A 17,812-nucleotide genomic window follows, 5' to 3' on the forward strand; every position below is an offset into this window, starting at 1 on the left:
CTACACCCACGTCCTGGGACGGGCACGGTTGGCCCGCTCCACCATCTCGATCCTGGTCTCGGCCCGGTCGGCCAACCGGGCGAGTACCCGGTAGGACTGTTCCAGGGCGAATCGCAGTTCCCGTTCCTGTACGGGACGTCCCAGTACCTCCAGGCCGGCGGCCGGCGGGGCCCCCGCCGACCCGGCGCCGACCCAGCCGAGGGCAGCGCCGAGCACCTCGACGGAGAGCTCCTCGCGGCGGCGGTCGTCCAGCCGCAGCGCGGTCAGCTGCGCCGAGCTCGCGCCGAGGTCGGCCGCCAGCTCGTCGGTGGCGGGCCGCTCGCGCAGCCGGGCGCGGACGGCGGCTATCCGGGCGGCGGTGTACTGGCTGGAGGTGGCCGGCACCGACTCCAGGACGTGGACCGCGCCGGTCCGGTCGTCCCCGCCCAGCCGGACCCGGGCCAGCCCGAAGGCGGCGCTCAGGTAGGCGTGGTCGGTGGCCCACACCAGCCGGTAGAACTCGGCCGCGTCGCCGCCGTCGCCGAGCAGTTCGGCGCAGATGGCGAGGGCCAGCTTGGGCGCGGCCTCGCCGGGGAAGGCGTCGTAGACCGCGTCGAAGGCCTCGGCGGCGGCCCGCAGGGAGGGCTCGCCACCGTCGTCGGCGGCCCCCACCAGGGCGGTGAGGCCGCGGTACCAGACCACCCGCCAGTCGTCCGGGTGGTCCTGCTCCAGCGCGTCGAGGCGGGTCACGGCGTCGTCGTGGCGGCCGAGTTCGAGCAGGGCGCGCAGCTCGCGCAGCCGGCTCTCGACCGAGACGGCGGGGGCGCCGGCCAGGGCGACGAGCGCCTCCTCGGGGTCGGGCGAGAGCAGGGTGGCGAGGAAGCCGGCGTTGGGGTCCCCGGGGTCGACCCGGGGGATGGGCAGCGCGAGGGCGGCGGCGGCCGGGTCCAGCGAGGCCACCCGGAGCTGCCCGGCCTGCTCGGTGGGCAGCACCAGTTCGGTGTCCACGACGCGCAGTTCGGGGCCGAACAGGGTGGACAGCGCGGGGTAGGGGCGGTCGTTCTGGAGGGCCAGGATCTCCCGCAGCACGCCGGTCAGCTGGTCGGCCATCTCCTCGGCGGAGGCGAAGCGGCGGGCCGGGTCCGGGTCGGTGGCGCGGACCAGCAGGCGGTAGTAGGACTCGTACCGGGCGAAGGCCTCGACGTCCTCCGGGCCGGGCAGCGAGTCGCGGAAGGTGGTGCTGTAGCCCTGGAAGTCGAAGGTGAGCACCGCGAGGGTACGGGCCACGGTGTACAGGTCCGAGGCGGGGGAGGGGCCGTGGGTGGCGATCTCCGGCGCCTGGTAGCCGACGGTGCCGTAGATCGGGCCGTCGTGGTCGAGCCGGCAGACCGCGCCCATGTCGATGATCTTGAGCGCGTCGCCGCTCTGGATCACGTTGTCGATCTTGAAGTCGCAGTAGATCAGGCCCCGGCTGTGCAGGTACCCGAGCGCCGGCAGCGCCTCCAATGCGTACGCGATCGCCACCTCCACCGGCAGCGGCTCGCGCCGGTTGTCCGGGGTGCGGCGCTCGTTGGCGATGTCCTTGAGCGACTTGCCGCCGACGTACTCCATGACGATGTAGCCGTCGGTGGAACCGGACCTCGGATCCGGGTGCTCGGCGAAGTTGATGATCCGGACGATGTTCGGGTGGTCCACCTCGGCCAGGAAGCGCCGCTCGGCGACGGCCGCGGCCAGCGCGTCCTCGTCGCCGGTGTTCAGCAGGCCCTTGAGGACGACCCACTTGTCGTTGACCCGGCGGTCTATCGCCAGGTAGATCCAGCCCAGGCCGCCGTGCGCCAGGCAGCCGACCACCTCGTACTGCCCGCCGACCAGGTCGCCGCGGCGCAGCTTGGGCGTGAAGGAGTACGGCGTGCCGCACTTGGTGCAGAAGCCCTCCGGGCGGCCGGGGCGGCCGTTCTTCTCCCGGCCCACCGGCGCCTCGCACTTGGCGCAGTAGCGCTTGCGCTCGGGCACCTCGGGATCGACCAGCACCGCCAGCGACGGGTCGGCCGTCGCCACCGTCGGCACGGTGACCAGACCGGCGCCCAGCCGGTTGCGGGTGCCCGCGCTGACGCTGCCGCGGGTGGAGCGCACCGAGACCGAGCGGCTGGAGCCGGTGCGGGTCGAGCGGTGCGAGCGGGAGCGGCCCGACATCGAGCGGGCCGAGCCGGTGCGGGCCGACAGCGAGCGGACCGAGCCGCTGCGGGCGGAGTCCGCGCCGACCCGCGCGGACGGGACGTAGGGCTGGGTGACGCCGGTGTCGCCGGCGGGCGGCGTGAGGCCGCACTCGTCGCAGTAGCCGTCCGCGTCGATGGTGCCCGAGCAGTCCCGCGGGCAGGGCGAGCCGGGGCCGGCGGCGTCCGGCGGCGAGGCCGCCCCCTCACCCGCCGGGGCGGGCGCGGACGTTCCCGCCGGGGCGACCGTCGAGGTCCCCGCCGGGGCCAGCCCGCACTCGTCGCAGTAACCGTCGGCGTCGATGCTGCCGCTGCCGGAGCACTCCGGCCGTACGCACGTCTCGCCCATCACCCTCAGCCCCCCTGAACCTGTCCGTCGACCGGCGCCTGGCCGGTCGCTTCCTGACCCTGTGCCGCCTCGGCCTGGGCGGGCCGCAGTGACTGCTGGAACCGGGCCACCGCGGCCGCCGCCGCCCGCAGGTCGCACGGCGCGCTCCACAGCAGCCAGCGCGCCTTCTCGTAGTGCTCGATCACTTCCGGGTCCTCGGAGACCCTCAGCCGGGCCGCCATCGCCTTGTAGGCGTCCAGCCGGCCGCGCAGCTCGGCCCGGACGGCCAGCGGCTGGGTCACCTCGGTGAGCGACTGCCGGGCCCGGGCCAACTCCTTCGCGGCGGCGTCCTCCAGCGTGTCCAGCAGCGGCGCCAGCCGGCCCCACTGCCCGGCCTGGCGCAGCTCCAGCGCCGCGACGATCCGCTCGCGCAGCGCCGAGGCCGGGCCGGGCACCGCCGGGACGTCGCTGGCCGCTATCTTCGCCAGCACCTCGCCGCGCGCCCGGCGGGCCTCGGCCAGGGTGGCGTCGGCCCGCTGGAGCAGGTCGCCGACACCCTGCAGCCGCTCCTCGGCCTCGTCGCGCAGCCGCAGCAGGTCCTCCAGCTCCAGCCGGACGCCGTCCAGCGCCCGCCCGGCCCGGTCGAACCGCTCGGTGTCCACCACCCCGACCGGGCCGGCGAAGGCCGACTCCTCCGGCACCGTGCCGCGCTGGGCCGGCACCCGGGCCGGGCGCCACAGCGCCAGCGGGTCCCCGTGCACCTCGGTGCGCAGCTCGACGAGGTCCTTCTCGATCGCGGCCAGGTCGTCGCCCAGCGGGTGGCTGCCGGCCCGCACGCCGAGCGAGCCGGCCAGCGTCCGCACCCGGTGGAGCTCGGCCAGCAGCAGGTCGATCCGGGCCGGCAGCGCCGACCAGACCGCGTCGGCGGCGCTGACCACCTCCAGCACGGTGGCGTACCAGGAGTTCATCCGGGCCATCAGCGCGTCCAGGCTGATCCGCTCGACCAGCTTGGCGGGCGCGCCGAGCAGCTGCGGCCCGTCCGGCACCGCGCCGCCCGGGACGGTCACCGCGTCGCCGGTCAACAGCTCGCTCAGCTCGGCGAGTTCGGGCGCGCCGGGCTTGGCCTTGCGGGCCCGTACGGCGCGCGCCGAGGCCAGCGCCTCGGAGTAGCGGTCGAACAGCGCCCAGAGCAGCGGCAGGCCCTTCCCGGCGACCGACCAGCGTTCCAGGGTGCGCCCGGTCAGCTCGGCGCCGTCCAGCAGCCGCAGGCCTGGGTGGTCCTGCAGGGCGAGCAGGGCCGACTCGACCGCGTCCCGCTCCGCGCCGAGGCGCGCCAGCGCGCGGTCCACCTCCTCCCGGCTCAGTACCGGGCCAGCCGATGCCGCCACCGCGGTGTCCTTCCTTCCTCGCGCGCGATCCCGCCACGTGTGACGTGCGGTCCCGCGACAACCCCCGTGTCCACCACCGGTCTCCCCGCGGTGATCGTCCCGAACCCTAGCCGGTGACCGTTCGGGCCGGACGGGCGCGGGGCGTCAAGACGGCGTCAACGCCCCGGCCCGCCGGTCCGGCCGGTTCCCCGGTGCGGTGCCTCAGTGCGTGCCTGGCCAGTAGTGGTCGGCCTCGTTGAGCATGTACGGCTTGAGCCAGTGTTCGTACGAACGGGCCCAGTCGCCGCGCGCGTAGTAGTCGGCCAGCACCTGGTTGACCCGGGCGGTCAGGTCCGGGCTCTCCTTCAGCATGGCGACGCCGATCACCTCCGGCTGCGCCTCGCCGTCCACGATCCGCACGGTCTGGTCCTGGGCGGCCTGACCGGCCGCCAGGCCGTTGTCGGTCATGGTGGCGTCGACCTTGCCGAGCTGCATCAGCACCAGGCAGTCCAGCTGGTTCTCCACGGTGACGATCCGCCCGGCGGTCTTCTTGTCCTTGACCACGTTCAGGGCGGTGGAGCCGTCGGCGGCGCAGACCGTCCTGCCGTCGATCGCGTCGTCGATGTTCTTCGCCGGGGAGGCCTTCGGCACCAGGACGCGCTGGCTGATGTTGAAGTACGGCTTGGAGAAGGCGACGTCCTCCATCCGCTTGCAGTTGATCGTCATGGTGCGGACGATCAGGTCGACCCGGCCCTTCTTGATGGCGTCGATCCGGTCGGCGGTCGCCACCGGCTTGAGCACCACCTTGTCCGGGTCGCCCATGACGGCGGTGCCGATCGCCCGGGCGAGGTCGATGTCGAAGCCCTCGATCTGGCCGGTGTTCGGATTGCGGGCGCCCCAGCGGTAGCTGTTCTGGTCGACGCCTATGACCAGGCTGCGCTTGGCCTTGACGGCCTTCACGGCGGGGCCGTCCTCGGTGCTCGCCGGCACGCTCTTGTAGACGTCGCAGTCGGCCTGGTCCTGCTGCGCCTGCTGTCCCTGCTGGGCGGCGGTCCCGGCGGTGGTGCCGGCCGCGGCGGTCGGTGCGGCGCCGACCGGGCCGCCCCCGGCGAGCACGGCGGCCCCGGCCGCCAGCAGCGCCACGGCGGCGGCCGACCTGGTGCGTGACCACGAGCGTGACCCGGAGCGTGACCCGGAGCGTGACCACGAGCGTGACCCGGTGCGTGCGGTTGTCCTGCGCATCTGTCCGTTCCCCCTTGCCGGTTACCGGTACTCGGCCAGTCGTCGGCCCAGGCCCCGCAGCGCGGCGGCCGCGGCCACCAGACCGAGCAGCGCGGCCGCGACGGCGGCGGTGCGGAGGTCCCCGCCGGTGCCCTTCGCGGACTGCTCGAACCGGTCCTGCTCGATGTCGGCGGCCCGGGCGAGCGCCCGGTCGGTGGCGCTGAAGTAGGCGTCGGCGGTGGGCGCGCCGGCGGTGGCCGTCACGGTCGCGTCCAGGGCGCCCTGGTAGTCGGCGTCGTCGACCTCCAGCTTCCGGGCCTTGTCGTGCTGTTGGCGCCACTGGTCGAACCGCGTCACCGCGTCCTGGACGCTCTGCTCGGCCGCCGCGGGCGCGAGTCGGGCGGCCTCCGGGAGCGAGCCGAAGCGCCGCTCCAGCGGGATGTCCGCGGACGCGACGCCGTCCAGGTGCTCGGTGGCCTTGTTCCACTGGTCGGCGTACTTGGTGGTGGAGCCGCGGGCGACGAGGTGCAGGTTCTCCGCCAGCCGGGCGGTCAGCACGTCGACCCGGGCGTAGTTGAGCGCCCGCAGCGGGGTGGCGCCCTCGCTGTCGCTGCGCTTCAGGGCCGCGTCGGTGGTCAGCCCGGTGACGGTCAGCCAGAGCGCGCCGGCCAGCACGGCGGCGGTGGCGCCCAGCAGCCCGATGTTGAACACCCGGTTGGTGCGGCGGAACAGCGTCAGCTGCACCTGGACCAGCGCCGCCAGGGTCACCAGCGCCAGGCCGTACGCCCCCCACGGCACCGACTTGGCGGCGGCGTAGTCCTTCGCCAGCTCCTCGTTCTCGGTGGCGGCCAGCTCGGCGGCGGCCGGCAGCAGCACCGTCTGCATCTGCTCGGAGGCGTACCGCAGGTAGGCGCCACCGAGCGGGATGCCCTGCCGGTTGTCGGCCCGGGCGGTCTCCACCAGACCGGCGTACGAGGGGAGTTGCTGGTTCAGCCGGGCGAGCGAGCCCTGCGCGGGGGAGGTCGAGGTGGTCCGGGCGGCGGCCTCGGCGACCAGCTTTGCGGCCGTGGCGAGGTCCTGCTCGTAGCGGTCCCGGACGTCCTTCGGCTCGGCGCCGGCCAGCAGGAAGCCGCTCGCCGCGGTGGTCGCGGCGTCGGCCAGGTTGCGGTGGATCTCGGCGGCGTCCCGGCTGAGCGGCTGGCTGTACGAGACCACCCGGTCGGCGGCCTGCGCCCTGGTTTCCAACTGCCAGGCGGTGAGCCCGCCGAACGCCACGGTGAGCGTCGCCAGCACCACACCGGCCAGCCGGATCCGGCCGGGCGCCGTCTGGCCGGCCTGCGCGAGCCGGGCGCGGACGCCGGTGGCGACCACCGTCCGGGGGCGCCGGGCGGGTGGTCCGCCGGGTGCCCCGGCGAGTGCCCGGCCGGGTGTCCGGCCGGGTGCAGTGCCGGGGCCGGCCGCCGGGGGGCCGCCGGGACCCACGAGCACCGACGTGCCCGTCGCGGCCCGTGCTCCCGGTGGCCGGGCCGGGATCGCGGCCCCCGGTGCGCCGTTGCCTTCTGGTGTCGCCACCCGCCTCATCCTCCCCTGGAGCCGGGCCCGTTCGCCGGGGCCCGGCCGATGGCAGCAGTATGGCCGTGACTCCCCCCCGGCCACACCCGACTTGCGCCGATCTTGAGCATGTCGTGCACGGTTCCGCACGCCTCCGTAAAGCTCGGGCACGCGGCCCGCACGCCCGCGGTGCCGCTCGCGGTGTCGTCCGGTCGGCGTTCGTGCCGTCGCCCGTACGGAGAGGTGGCGAACCCTCCGACGCCACCCGCACCCCGAGCGGTTCCCCCGACCGGGCGGAGTGCCGGGGGTGCGTTCGTGGGCGCGCGCTCCCCGGTGCGGCACCCCCTCCCTCCGTACGATGGGCACATGCGCCTGCTTGGAACGATCTCGCCCGACCGCCCGCTGCTCGTCGTCGCCGTGCGCGAGGAGGCCGCCCACCTGGACGGCCGACTGCCCGTGCTGCTCACCGGGATCGGGAAGGTCAACGCCACCGCCGCCCTGGCCACCGTCCTCGCCGGGGGCGAGAAGCCCTCCGAGGTGATCAACCTCGGCACGGCCGGTGCGCTGCGTCCCGGCTGGGAGGGCACCCACCACGTGGTCCAGGTGATCCAGCACGACCTCGACACCGCGGCCCTGCAGGCGCTCACCGGGCGTCAGTACGGCGCCCCGCTGGTGATCGGCAAGGGCGACGGCCCGGTGCTCGCCACCGGCGACCTGTTCGTCTCCGACCCGGCCGCCCGTGACCGGCTCGCCGAGCACGCCGACCTGGTCGACATGGAGGGTTACGCGATCGCCACCGTCGCCCACCGGGCCGGCGTCCCGGTGCGGCTGGTCAAGCACGTCAGCGACGAGGCCGGGGCCGGAGCAGTGCGCACCTGGCAGGAGTCGGTCGACGACTGTGCCCGGCACCTCGCCGACTGGGTGGCCGCGCAGGGCTGGTGACGGGCGCTCATATTCCGTTCCCCGGCGGACGGGCGGTGGCTAGGGTGGCGCGGTGACCGACAACACCGACAACACCGCGCAGGCCGAGCCCGCCGCGCACGCCGAGCCCGCTGACCGCACCGAAGGCACCGAAGGCACCGAGGGCACCGGGAACGCCGCCCCGGGCGCCGCGCCGAGCAAACTCTCCGACACCCGGCCGCCGAGCGCGAACGCGGACGAGCCCACCACGCTGCTCGCCTTCCTCGACTACCTGCGCGGGGCGGTGCTCGCCAAGGTCGACGGGCTCTCCGACGAGGACGCCCGCCGCCCCGGCGTGCCCTCCGGCACCAGCCTGCTGTGGCTGGTGCGGCACCTGACCGTGGTCGAGCACAACTGGTTCGCGTGGGCCTACCAGGGCGTCGGCGAGAAGCCCCGGGACTCCGAAGAGAACCTGCTGGACGACGCGACCGTGGCCGCCGCGGTCGCCGCGTACCGCGACGCGATCGCGCGCTCCAACGCGGTGGCGGCCGCCGCCCCGGACCTCGACCGGCCGGGCGTGCGCTCGCTGCGGCCGGACGCGGCCGAGGGGCCGTCGCTGCGGTGGGTGCTGGTCCACATGATCGAGGAGACCGGTCGGCACGCCGGGCACGCGGACATCATCCGCGAGCAGCTGGACGGCGCGGTCGGGCGCTGAGGACGCTCCGGGGGTGGACGGGGGTGGGAGGCGGTGGCCCTCCCACCCCTTCGCCGTCCTGCTGTCTGCTCGCCGTCCTACCGCTGCTCGCCGTCCTGGCGCGCCTCGTCGTCCCGGCGCGCCTCGTCGTCCCGGCGGTCCCGGAACTGCGAGAGGTCCAGCGCGGCCAGCCGCTCGGGGTCGGTGAGAACGTCGATCGCGACGATCGCGCCGTCCGCCACGGTGAACGCCATGATCGACAGCGCCCGGCCGTTGTCGCCGATCACCACGGCGCCCGCGGTGCCGTTGACCAGCGCCGGGCGGGCGAACGGCGACAGCGTGCCCCACAGGACGGCCTGGCCGGCCACCGTGGCGGCGCCCGAGAGCACCACCGTGTGCCGGGCCATCGCCGCCCCGCCGTCCGAACGCAGCACCACGTCCGGGTCGAGCACGGCGACCAGGGCATCGAGGTCCCCGTTGCGGGCGGCGGCGAAGAAGGCGTCCACGGCCAGCCGCTGGCGGCCGAGGTCAGGGTCGGGCACGGGCGCCTGCCCCTGCACCTTGCGGCGGGCCCGGCTGGCCAGCTGCCGGGTCGCGGCCGCCGACTTCTCGATCAGCGGGGCGATCTCGTCGAACGGCACGGAGAACAGGTCGTGCAGCACGAAGGCGACCCGCTCGGCCGGCGACAGCGACTCCATCACCACCATCATCGCCAGGCCGACCGAGTCCGCGAGCATCACCTCCTGCTCGGGGTCCACCACGCCCTCGCGCCGCAGCAGCGGGTCCGGGATGCGCGGCGGGCCCGGCTCACCGCCCGGACCGGCGGGCTCCAGCGGCTCCTCACGGCGCTGGGCGCGGGCGCGCAGCAGATTCAGGCACACCCGTGACACCACCGTCGTCAGCCAGCCGCCGAGGTTCTCCACCCCGGCGGTGTCGGTGCGGTCGTACCGCAGCCAGGCCTCCTGCAGGGCGTCCTCGGCCTCGCTGATCGAGCCGAGCATCCGGTAGGCGACCGCGCGCAGGTGCGGGCGCTGCTCCTCGAAGAGCGCGGTCCGGGCAGATGTCTCGTCCACCGCGTCGTCCACGTGTCACATTCCTTCGTCGCCGGGGGTCAGGGCAGCAGGAGCCACCCAACAACGGCTGCGGCGGGGAGATCAACTCCCCGCCCCGGACGAATCGGAGACGATCGTGACGAACAATCCCGTCCTGGTCACCGGAGGCACCGGCACGCTCGGCCGGCAGGTCGTGCCGCTGCTGTGCGCGGCCGGTCGGCCGGTGCGCGTGCTCAGCCGCCGCCAGCGTGCCGCCGCCGACGGCGTGACCTACGCGCGCGGCGACCTCCTCGGAGACCCGGCCGAGGCGGCCGTCCGGCTGGATGAGGCGCTGGCCGGCGTGGACACCGTGCTGCACCTCGCGGGCGGTCCGAAGGGCGACGACACCGCCACCGCGCTGCTGGTCGCGGCCGCCCGGCGGGCGGGCGTGCGGCACCTGGTGTACATCTCGGTGATCGGCGCGGACCGGATCCCGCTCGGCTACTTCCGGGCCAAGCTCGCCGCCGAGGAGGCGGTCGCCGGCTCGGGCCTGCCGTACACCGTGCTGCGGGCCGCGCAGTTCCACGACCTGGCGTTCACCGTCGTCGAGAAGATGGTGAAGCTGCCGGTCGTCCCGGCCCCCGGCGGCGTCCGCTGGCAGCCCGTGGACGTGCGCGAGGTCGCCGCCCGGATGGTCGAGCTGGCGCTGGACGAGCCCGCCGGGGCGGTGCCCGACCTGGCCGGCCCCACGGTGTACGAGATGCGCGAGCTGACCCGGCGGTACCTGGAGGCCCGCGGCCGCGGCCGGCGGCAGCTGCCGGTGCGGGTGCCGGGGAAGGTCGGGCGCGCCTACCGGGCGGGGGAGAACCTGGCCCGGCCGGGGGCGGAGCACGGGCGGCGGACCTGGGAGGAGTACCTGGCGCAGCGGCTGGCGGCCTGAGCCCCGACGGACCGGGGCCGGTGGGACCGGGTCCGGCCGGCCCGGGTCCGGCCTGGTCCCGGTCGTCCCGGTCCCGTCCTCCCGGCCGTTCCGGGTCCCGGCGCCCGGTTCCGGTCGGCCTGAGTCCCTGTCAGCGGTACGCCGTAGGGTGGCCGCCATGTCCCTCCTCGACGCGATCCGCGCCAACCCCGCCGCCGCCGACTACCTGGCCTGGCCGGGCGAGTTCGACCCCTCCCGTTGGTACGAGCACGTCGAGGCGGTGGTGCTCGCCTCCGGTGAGGCCCTGGAGCCGGTGGCCAAGGACGGCGCGGGCGGTACCTACTTCCTCTGCGGCGAGGGCGGCGAGGAACGGCCCGTGCTCTTCGCCGACTCCGAGGGCGGCGCCGCCCTGCTGGCCGTCGGGGTGCCGGAGCTGGTCCGGCTGCTGCTCGCCGTGCCGTGGTGGCGGGACTGCCGGCGGCTGACGGTGGAGGAGAGCGCGGAAGCGGCCGAGGAGTACCTGGAGGACGAGCCCGGCCACTACGCCGACCGGGACGCGGCCGCCGCCGCACTCGGCCTGGAAGTCCCGTCCGAGGCCGAGGCGTTGGCCCGGTTGCGGGAGGTCGCGCTCGGCCTCGGGGCGTCGTACGTGCTGCTCAACGCCGAGGAGGGGAACGCGTACCGGCTGCTGATCAGGGACTAGCCGCCCGGGCTCCGCCGCCGGTCAGGCCTCGGCCGCGTCGAGCACCTGCTCCGTCGTCACCACCTTGGCGAACCGCATCGCGTGCAGCACCGTGGCCGTGGCGCGGGCGAGTTCGGCGGCGGGGAGGGTGGTCCCGTCGGGGCCGGTCATGTCGAAGGCGTGCATGGCGTCGGTCGGGAAGATCGCGTCGTAGCCGAGGTTGCCCGCCATCCGGGCGGTGGTCTCGTTGCACACGTTGGTGATGATCCCGGTGACCACCAGCTGCCGGGCGCCGCGCTCCCGGAGCCAGGCGTGCAGGTCGGGGGTGCCGTAGAAGGCGCTGTTGACGGTCTTGGTGATGTGCAGCGCGGGAGTGACGTCGGCGACGAAGTCCTTCAGCTCGTACCCCGGCGTGCCCTCGACCAGCGGCCCGGCCGTGGAGGCGTGCTGCACGGTGACGACCGGGCGGCCGGTGGCCTGCCAGGCGGCGATCAGCTCGGCCATCCGCTGCTCGGCCTGCGGGTTGTCGCGGGGGCCCCAGAACTCGTGGTCCTCGAAGCCCTTCTGGACGTCGATGAGCAGCAGGACCGCGTCGGGGTCGAGGGTGAGCGGGGCGTCGAATGCGTCGGTGTTCGTCATGCGTCCATCGTGCTCGCCGGCGTGCCGGCGGCGTGATGGGCGGAGATGCCACCCATCGATGGATTCCTGCCATAGGTTCTCTGCCATGCGAACGGTGGGTTGTCTGATCTTCGACGGTGTCCGGGCCTTCGACTACGCGGTGATCGGCGAGGTGTGGGCCAACCGCGTCGCCCGGCCCGGACTGCCCGCCTTCGACCTGCGGGTCTGCGGCCCGGACGGCACCCGGGTCCGGCTGGGCGGCGGGCTGGAACGTGTCCCCGACCACGGGACGGCCGGGCTCGCCGACTGCGACCTGGTCGTCGTCCCGGGCGTCGAGGACCCGGCGGCGGAGCGCGATCCCGTCGTCCTCGACGCCCTGCGGGCCGTCCACGCCGACGGCGTCCCGATCGCCTCGCTCTGCGCGGGCGCCTTCGTCCTCGCGGAGGCCGGCCTGCTGGACGGCCGCGAGGCCACCACCCACTGGGCCCTCGCCCCCGAACTCGCCCGCCGCTTCCCGGCGGTGACGGTCCGACCCGAGGTGCTCTTCACCGGCGGCGAGGGCCTGTGGACCTCGGCCGGCGTCGCGGCGGGCATCGACCTCTGCCTCCACCTCGTCCGCACCGCCCACGGCCAGCAGGCCGCCGCCACCATCGCCCGCGCCATGGTCACCGCCCCCTTCCGGGCCGGCGGCCAGGCCCAGTTCATCCCCACCCCGGTCCCGGCCCCCACCGCGGACGACCCGCTCGACCGCGTCCGCGCCGAGATCCTCGCCTCCCTCGACACCCCGTGGACCGTCCCGCGGATGGCGGCCGCCGCCCTGATGTCCGAACGGACCTTCGCCCGCCGCTTCGCCGCCGCCACCGGCACCACCCCGACCCGCTGGCTCCTCGACCAGCGGGTCCTCACCGCCCAGCGCCTCCTGGAGGAGACCGACCTCCCCGTCGACACCGTCGCCACGCGCTGCGGCTTCTCCTCGGCGGTCTCCCTGCGGCCGGTCTTCACCGCGCGCGTCGGCGTGGCCCCGAGGGAGTACCGCCGCGCGTTCCGCGGCCGGCAGGACGACTAGGCCGTACCGGTCGGCGCCGGCGTGGTCGGCGGGGCCGACTCGGGCGGCGGCAGCAGGCAAGGAGTACGGACCGCAAGGGACATCCGGTTGTGACCCCCTGTGCTGTCGACGTCGACGACGTACTGGCTGTCGGGGTGCCGGGCGGAGAAGGCGGCGGCGGGCTGGGCCGGGGGATCGCCGGCCGGGATCTCCTGGTACTCCGTGACCTTGAGCCCTTCGCCGGTGAGCAGGTCCCGGACCTTGCGGAGGACGTCGTTCTGCTGGTCGTCCGGGACATCGGCGTGGACGGCGTAGAACAGTGTGTAGCGGCCGTCGGAGGCGTGCTCGCTCGGCCGGCGGGACTTCGTCGAATCGGAGAGAGTGCCGGTTGCCGCCGGTAGGGGGGACGGTGAGGGCGGCGACCGGCGGTGCGGGGGTTCAGAGGAAGCGGCGGAGGATGCGGGACTTGAGGGGGGTGAAGGGCGGGTAGGCGAGGCGGAGGGTGTCGGCGGGGAGGGGTTTGTCGAGGACGGCCTTGGTGTGGCTGAAGGTGTCGATGGTGTGGGCGCCGTGGTAGGCGCCGATGCCGCTCTCGCCGACGCCGCCGAAGGGGAGGCCGGGGACGGTGAGGTGGGCGTTGGGGACGCCGAAGGACAGGGCGCCGGAGGAGGTCTCGGTGGTCAGGCGGTGCTTGGTGCGGGCCGAGGCGGTGAAGGCGTACAGGGCGAGGGGCTTGTCCCGGGCGGTGATGAAGGCGATGGCGGCGTCGAGGTCGGGGACGCTGACGATCGGCAGGACCGGGCCGAAGATCTCCTCGCGCATCACCGGCGCCTCCGGGTCGACGTCGGCGAGGACGGTCGGGGCGAGGTAGCGTTCGGCGCGGTCGTGGTCCCCGCCGGTGACGATCCGTCCGTCGCCGAGCAGGGCCGTCAGGCGGTCGAAGTGGCGCTCGTTGACGATGCGGCCGTAGTCGGGGCTCTCCTTCGGGTCGGTGCCGTACATCTCGCGGACCGCGGCGGTCAGGTGCGCCTCGATCGCGGTCGCGCTCCCGCCGATGGCGAGGACGTAGTCGGGGGCGACGCAGGTCTGGCCGGCGTTCATGAACTTGCCCCAGGCGATGCGGCGGGCGGCGGTCGCGAGGTCGGTGCCCGGCTCGACGACGGCGGGGCTCTTGCCGCCCAACTCCAGGGTGACCGGGGTGAGGTGGCGGGCCGCGGCGGTCATCACGATGCGGGCGACCGTGCCGTTGCCGGTGTAGAAGACGTGGTCGAAGCGCTGCTCCAGCAGGGCGGTGGTCTCCGGGACGCCGCCCTCGACGACGGCGACGGCCTGCGGGTCGAGCGTGCGGGGCAGCCAGTGGGCGAGCGCCGCCGAGGTGGCCGGGGCGAGTTCGCTGGGCTTGACCACCACGCAGTTGCCCGCCGCGATCGCGCCGACCAGCGGGGCCAGGGCCAGTTGCAACGGGTAGTTCCAGGGGCTGATGACCAGCACGGTGCCCAGCGGTTCGCGCACGGTGCGGGCCCGGGCGGGCTGCAGCGCCAGCGGCACCGGGACGCGGCTCGGGCGCAGCCAGCGGTCGAGGTGGCGCAGGGTGTGGTCGATCTCGCTGACGGTGAACCCGATCTCGGTGGTGTACGCCTCGGCGGCGTGCTTGCCGAGGTCGGTGTGGAGGGCGGCGGCGAAGACGTCCTCCTGTTCGACCAGCAGGCGGCGCAGGGCGCGCAGTTGGGCCTTGCGCCAGGCGACGGGCTTGGTGCGGCCGGCGGTGAAGGCGGCGCCGAGGCGGGCGACGGTGGCCGCGGCGACGGTGGCCGCGGCGGAGGTTGCTGCGGCGGAGGTGGCGTCGGTGGGGGCAGGCGCCGACTCGGCGGAGGCGGTCGTGCCGGGCGTGGTCTCGGTGGAAGCGCTCATGCCGCCGAGCATAAACGAAACGAAATGATTTCGTTTCTATTGGCGGTAAACTGGCGGCATGACCCGCACCACCCCCACCCCGCCCGCGTCCCCGACGTCGCCCGCGTCGCCCGCCCCGTCCGGGACAGCACCCCGCCGGGGTCGCCCCCGGGATGCCGCCCGGGACCGGGCGCTGCTGGAGGCCACGCTGGCCGTGCTGGCCGAGAACGGTTACGGCGGACTGACCACCGCCGCGGTGGCCGCCAGGGCGGGCGTCTCCACCGCGACCCTCTACCGGCGCTGGTCGTCCAAGGAGGACCTGGTGGTCGCCGCCGCCGCGAGCTTCGCCGAGGAGGACCCGTACGGCCTGCCCGGCACCGGCAGCCTGGAGGGCGATCTGCGCGTGGTGCTCCGGGACAAGGCCACCGCCATGACCGGAGAGAGCGGCCGGGTGATGCGGGCCCTGATCGGCGAGGCGGCGCACAACACCGCCCTGGCCGAGGCGCTCACCGTGACCCTCCTGGCGCCCGTGTACCGGCGGGTGACCGAGGTCGTGCGGAGCGCCGTCGAGCGGGGGGAGATCCCGCCGGTCGAGGACGCCGAGCTGCTCGGCGAGGTGGTGGTCGGGCCGGTGATGGGCCGGTTCCTGCTCACCCCCCGGTTGCCGGAGCAGGTGGACGAGGCCACCGCGCGGGAGGCGGCGGACCGCTTCCTGCCCTTCGCCCTGCGGGCGGTGGGCGGCGGGGCGCCCGCCGGCGGGTGACCGGCCCCCGCGTCCGGCACGGACTGATGCATCCGCACGGACAGACGTAGCCACACCGACAGGACGTCGCCACACCGACAGGAGGGGAACCATGCCCTGGTCCACGCTCGAACGCTTCGACGTGTCCTTCTTCGACACCGCCCCGCACCGCCACTCGTTCACCATGGACCTCCCCGTGGCGCCCGAGACCGTCTGGCAGGGCCTCGCCGGCGACACGCCGCTGTCCTGGTGCCGCGGTCTGGGCGGCGGCCGCTACACCTCGCCCGCCCCGCACGGTGTCGGCACGACGCGGGAGATCACCGCGCGCGGCGTGCTGCGGCTGCGCGAGGAGTTCGTGCGGTGGGAGGAGGGGGTGCGGCACTCGTTCTGCGTCGCGCAGGCCAGCCTGCCGCTGTTCCGGCGCTTCGGCGAGGACTACCTCGTCGAGCCCACGGCGAACGGCACCCGCTTCACCTGGACCTTCGCCTTCGAGCCGGTCCCCCTGCTGGCACGGCCGGCGGCGCTGACCGGGGTCCCGGGTGCGGCGTTCCTGAAGGGCCTGATCGGCGACACCAAGCGGCACTTCGGCGCCGCCTGAGCCGCGCCGGACGGACGGACGGACGGGCGGGCGGACGGCCGGGCGGACGTCCGCCCGGCCGGACCGTGTGCGGAGCGGGGTGGCGACCCTCAGCGCCGCCACCCCTCTTGCCTTCTCGGCACCCGGGTGGCACTTCGTTGAGCCAAACCCCACGGTGGGGTGAAGTCCGGTGGGGATCTCCCGGGGATTCGGCGGAGGTGCTGCGCCCGTTCTGCTGGGCCGGCGGGCTGCTGGGCCGGGCGAGCTGCTGAGCCCGTTCTGCCGCGCCGGGCGAGCTGTCGCGCCGGCTCTAGAGCGCGGCGAGTCGGTCGACCAGGTCGTCGAGTCCCAGCGAGCCCAGGGCGAGCGCCTTCATGTGCCACGTCTTGAGGTCGAACCCGGCGCCCAGACGGCTGCGGGCCGCGTCACGTCCGCGCAGCCAGGCGCGTTCGCCGAGCTTGTAGCCGATGGCCTGGCCCGGCCAGCCGAGGTAGCGGACGATCTCGCTGTCGCGCAGCTCGGCCGGGCTGCCGTTGTACGTGGCCATGAACTCCGTGGCGAGTTCCGGGGTCCAGCGCTCGCCGGGGTGGAAGCCCGCGTCGGCCGGGACGGCCAGGTCCAGGTGCATGCCGATGTCGATGATCACCCGGATGGTGCGCAGCATCTGTTCGTCGAGGAAGCCGAGGCGGTGCGCCGGGTCGTCGAGGAAGCCCAGCTCGTCCATGAGGCGCTCGGCGTACAGGGCCCAGCCCTCGACGTTGGCGCTGACCATGCCCAGCGTCGTCTGGTAGCGGCTGAGTTCGTCGGCGAGGGCGACCCACTGGGCGAGCTGCAGATGGTGGCCCGGGACGCCCTCGTGGTACCAGATGCTGACGAGCTGCCAGGTCGGGAAGGAGTCCCGGCCGAGGGTGGGGAAGTAGGTGCGGCCGGGGCGGCTGAAGTCCAGGCTCGGGCCGGAGTAGTACGGCGAGGCGGCGCTGCCCGCCGGGGCGATCCGGGACTCGACCCGGCGCAGCGGCCCGGAGATGTCGAAGTGGGTGCCGTCGAGGGCGGTGATGGCCCCGTCCATGATCTGCTGCAGCCAGTCACGGACCGCCTCCTCGCCCTCGACCGCGTGGCCGTGTCGCTCCAGGTGCCGCATCGCCTCCAGGGCTCCCGCTCCGGGCAGTACGCGGTCGGCCGCGGCGCGCATCTCGGCCGCGGTCCGGTGGAACTCGCTCCAGGCCCAGGCGTAGGCCTCGTCCAGGTCGACCTCGGCTCCGGTGTGGTGGCGCACGGCGAGCCGGTAGCGCTCCCGGCCCACGGCGTCCGGGGTGCCGACGGTGGCCGGGGCGTAGGTGTCGCGCAGCCAGTCGCGGAACTCGGCGGTGGCGGCGGTGGCCCGGAGGGCGGCGGCGTCCAGTTCGCCGCGCAGCCGTTCGGGGCCGGGGGCGACGAAGCCGGCGAACCACCCGGCGTTCCCGGTGTCCTCGCCGGTCCAGGCGGTGAGCTGGTCGACGACCGCGGCCGCCTGGCGGGGCGCGACGAACAGCCGCCGGGACATGCCCTCGGTGAGGGTCGCGCGGTACCCGTCGAGGGCGGCGGGCAGGTTGCGCATCCGGCCGGCCACCGCGGCCCAGTCGTCGTCGGTGGCGGTCGGCATGTAGCTGAAGATGTCCCGGACGTGGTGGACGTGCGCGGCGATGTTGCGCAGCTGGCGGAAGTTCTCGCCGGAGTCGTGCACGGCCAGTTCGGCGGTCAGCCGCTCGCGGAGCAGCCGGGCGCAGGTCCGGTCGGCGGGGTCCGTTGCGGTGACGGCTGCGGTGGGGGCTGTCTTGTGGTCGCCGGCGGAGTGCGTGGCGTCGAGCGCGGTGAGGGTGCGTCGGGCGATGTCGGCGAGCGCCTCGAACCCTTCCGGGGAGAGGTCCGGCTGCCGGTCGTCGCCCGGGTGCAGGCCCAACCATGCGGCGTGCAAGGGGTCGTGGGCGGCCACCCGGTCGAGGTGGCGGTCGGCGATGGTGCGAGCGGTGATCGTTTCATCTGCCATGGCGCCATGATGGCCCATCCGTCGGGGGT

15 protein-coding genes are annotated in these 17,812 nt (G+C 74.8%); 7 read left to right on the forward strand and 8 right to left on the reverse strand.

The genetic code is table 11. The features are described from left to right. The 4 genes from ACIGG8_RS27735 to ACIGG8_RS27750 all read right to left on the reverse strand — a co-directional run bounded on the left by ACIGG8_RS27735 (position 1) and on the right by ACIGG8_RS27750 (position 6,479). Positions 1-2,541: a tetratricopeptide repeat protein gene (locus ACIGG8_RS27735; RefSeq protein WP_396551532.1), complete on the reverse strand. Its 2,541-nt coding sequence runs from the start codon at positions 2,539-2,541 to the stop codon at positions 1-3. Positions 2,542-2,546: 5 nt separating this feature from the next. Then, on the reverse strand, positions 2,547-3,908 hold the full coding sequence (locus tag ACIGG8_RS27740; protein WP_396551533.1) for a hypothetical protein: 1,362 nt from the start codon (positions 3,906-3,908) through the stop codon (positions 2,547-2,549). Positions 3,909-4,109: 201 nt separating this feature from the next. Further along, on the reverse strand, positions 4,110-5,030 hold the full coding sequence (locus ACIGG8_RS27745) for a glutamate ABC transporter substrate-binding protein (protein ID WP_396551534.1): 921 nt from the start codon (positions 5,028-5,030) through the stop codon (positions 4,110-4,112). A gap of 120 nt (positions 5,031-5,150) precedes the next feature. Next, positions 5,151-6,479, reverse strand: a complete 1,329-nt coding sequence (locus tag ACIGG8_RS27750) for a hypothetical protein (RefSeq protein ID WP_396551535.1) — start codon at positions 6,477-6,479, stop codon at positions 5,151-5,153. Between the two features lie 546 nt (positions 6,480-7,025). Here ACIGG8_RS27750 and ACIGG8_RS27755 point away from each other — a divergent pair. Together ACIGG8_RS27755 and ACIGG8_RS27760 are read left to right on the forward strand one after the other, a co-directional pair. Next, the gene (locus ACIGG8_RS27755) at positions 7,026-7,601 is read left to right on the forward strand and encodes a nucleosidase (protein ID WP_396551536.1); all 576 of its coding nucleotides are present in this window, start codon (positions 7,026-7,028) and stop codon (positions 7,599-7,601) included. Positions 7,602-7,653: 52 nt separating this feature from the next. Then, on the forward strand, positions 7,654-8,274 hold the full coding sequence (locus tag ACIGG8_RS27760) for a DinB family protein (RefSeq protein WP_396551537.1): 621 nt from the start codon (positions 7,654-7,656) through the stop codon (positions 8,272-8,274). 77 nt (positions 8,275-8,351) lie between these two features. Here ACIGG8_RS27760 and ACIGG8_RS27765 read toward each other — a convergent pair whose 3' ends face one another. Then, positions 8,352-9,338 carry a sigma-70 family RNA polymerase sigma factor gene (locus ACIGG8_RS27765; RefSeq protein WP_396551538.1) on the reverse strand — a complete coding sequence of 329 codons (987 nt, stop codon included), beginning with the start codon at positions 9,336-9,338 and terminating at the stop codon, positions 8,352-8,354. A gap of 103 nt (positions 9,339-9,441) precedes the next feature. Between ACIGG8_RS27765 and ACIGG8_RS27770 the strand changes: the two genes are divergently transcribed. Both ACIGG8_RS27770 and ACIGG8_RS27775 read left to right on the forward strand, forming a co-directional pair. After that, positions 9,442-10,224: an SDR family oxidoreductase gene (locus tag ACIGG8_RS27770; RefSeq protein WP_396551539.1), complete on the forward strand. Its 783-nt coding sequence runs from the start codon at positions 9,442-9,444 to the stop codon at positions 10,222-10,224. A 157-nt stretch (positions 10,225-10,381) separates the two neighbouring features. Beyond that, positions 10,382-10,906, forward strand: coding sequence for a hypothetical protein (locus ACIGG8_RS27775; RefSeq protein WP_350521477.1), 525 nt, complete (start codon positions 10,382-10,384; stop codon positions 10,904-10,906). A gap of 21 nt (positions 10,907-10,927) precedes the next feature. On the opposite strand, the gene ACIGG8_RS27780 is transcribed toward ACIGG8_RS27775, so the two are convergent. Beyond that, a complete protein-coding gene (locus ACIGG8_RS27780) occupies positions 10,928-11,524 on the reverse strand; it encodes a cysteine hydrolase family protein (protein WP_396551540.1) in 597 nt (198 codons plus the stop codon). An 85-nt stretch (positions 11,525-11,609) separates the two neighbouring features. Between ACIGG8_RS27780 and ACIGG8_RS27785 the strand changes: the two genes are divergently transcribed. After that, complete coding sequence (locus tag ACIGG8_RS27785; RefSeq protein WP_396551541.1) at positions 11,610-12,569, forward strand: GlxA family transcriptional regulator; 960 nt, start codon at positions 11,610-11,612, stop codon at positions 12,567-12,569. A 417-nt stretch (positions 12,570-12,986) separates the two neighbouring features. Here ACIGG8_RS27785 and ACIGG8_RS27790 read toward each other — a convergent pair whose 3' ends face one another. Next, on the reverse strand, positions 12,987-14,459 hold the full coding sequence (locus ACIGG8_RS27790; protein WP_396551542.1) for an aldehyde dehydrogenase family protein: 1,473 nt from the start codon (positions 14,457-14,459) through the stop codon (positions 12,987-12,989). Between the two features lie 58 nt (positions 14,460-14,517). Between ACIGG8_RS27790 and ACIGG8_RS27795 the strand changes: the two genes are divergently transcribed. Then, positions 14,518-15,201 (forward strand): TetR/AcrR family transcriptional regulator, encoded by a 684-nt coding sequence (locus tag ACIGG8_RS27795; RefSeq protein ID WP_396551543.1) that lies wholly within the window; start codon positions 14,518-14,520, stop codon positions 15,199-15,201. A gap of 91 nt (positions 15,202-15,292) precedes the next feature. After that, positions 15,293-15,778, forward strand: a complete 486-nt coding sequence (locus ACIGG8_RS27800) for an SRPBCC family protein (RefSeq protein ID WP_396551544.1) — start codon at positions 15,293-15,295, stop codon at positions 15,776-15,778. Positions 15,779-16,067: 289 nt separating this feature from the next. Here ACIGG8_RS27800 and ACIGG8_RS27805 read toward each other — a convergent pair whose 3' ends face one another. After that, entirely contained in the window at positions 16,068-17,783 is a 1,716-nt protein-coding gene (locus ACIGG8_RS27805; RefSeq protein WP_396551545.1) for a DUF885 domain-containing protein, read from the reverse strand. Positions 17,784-17,812: the final 29 nt, after the last annotated feature.

Source organism: Kitasatospora sp. NPDC085464 (assembly GCF_044541955.1).
Classification (GTDB): Bacteria; Actinomycetota; Actinomycetes; order Streptomycetales; family Streptomycetaceae; genus Kitasatospora.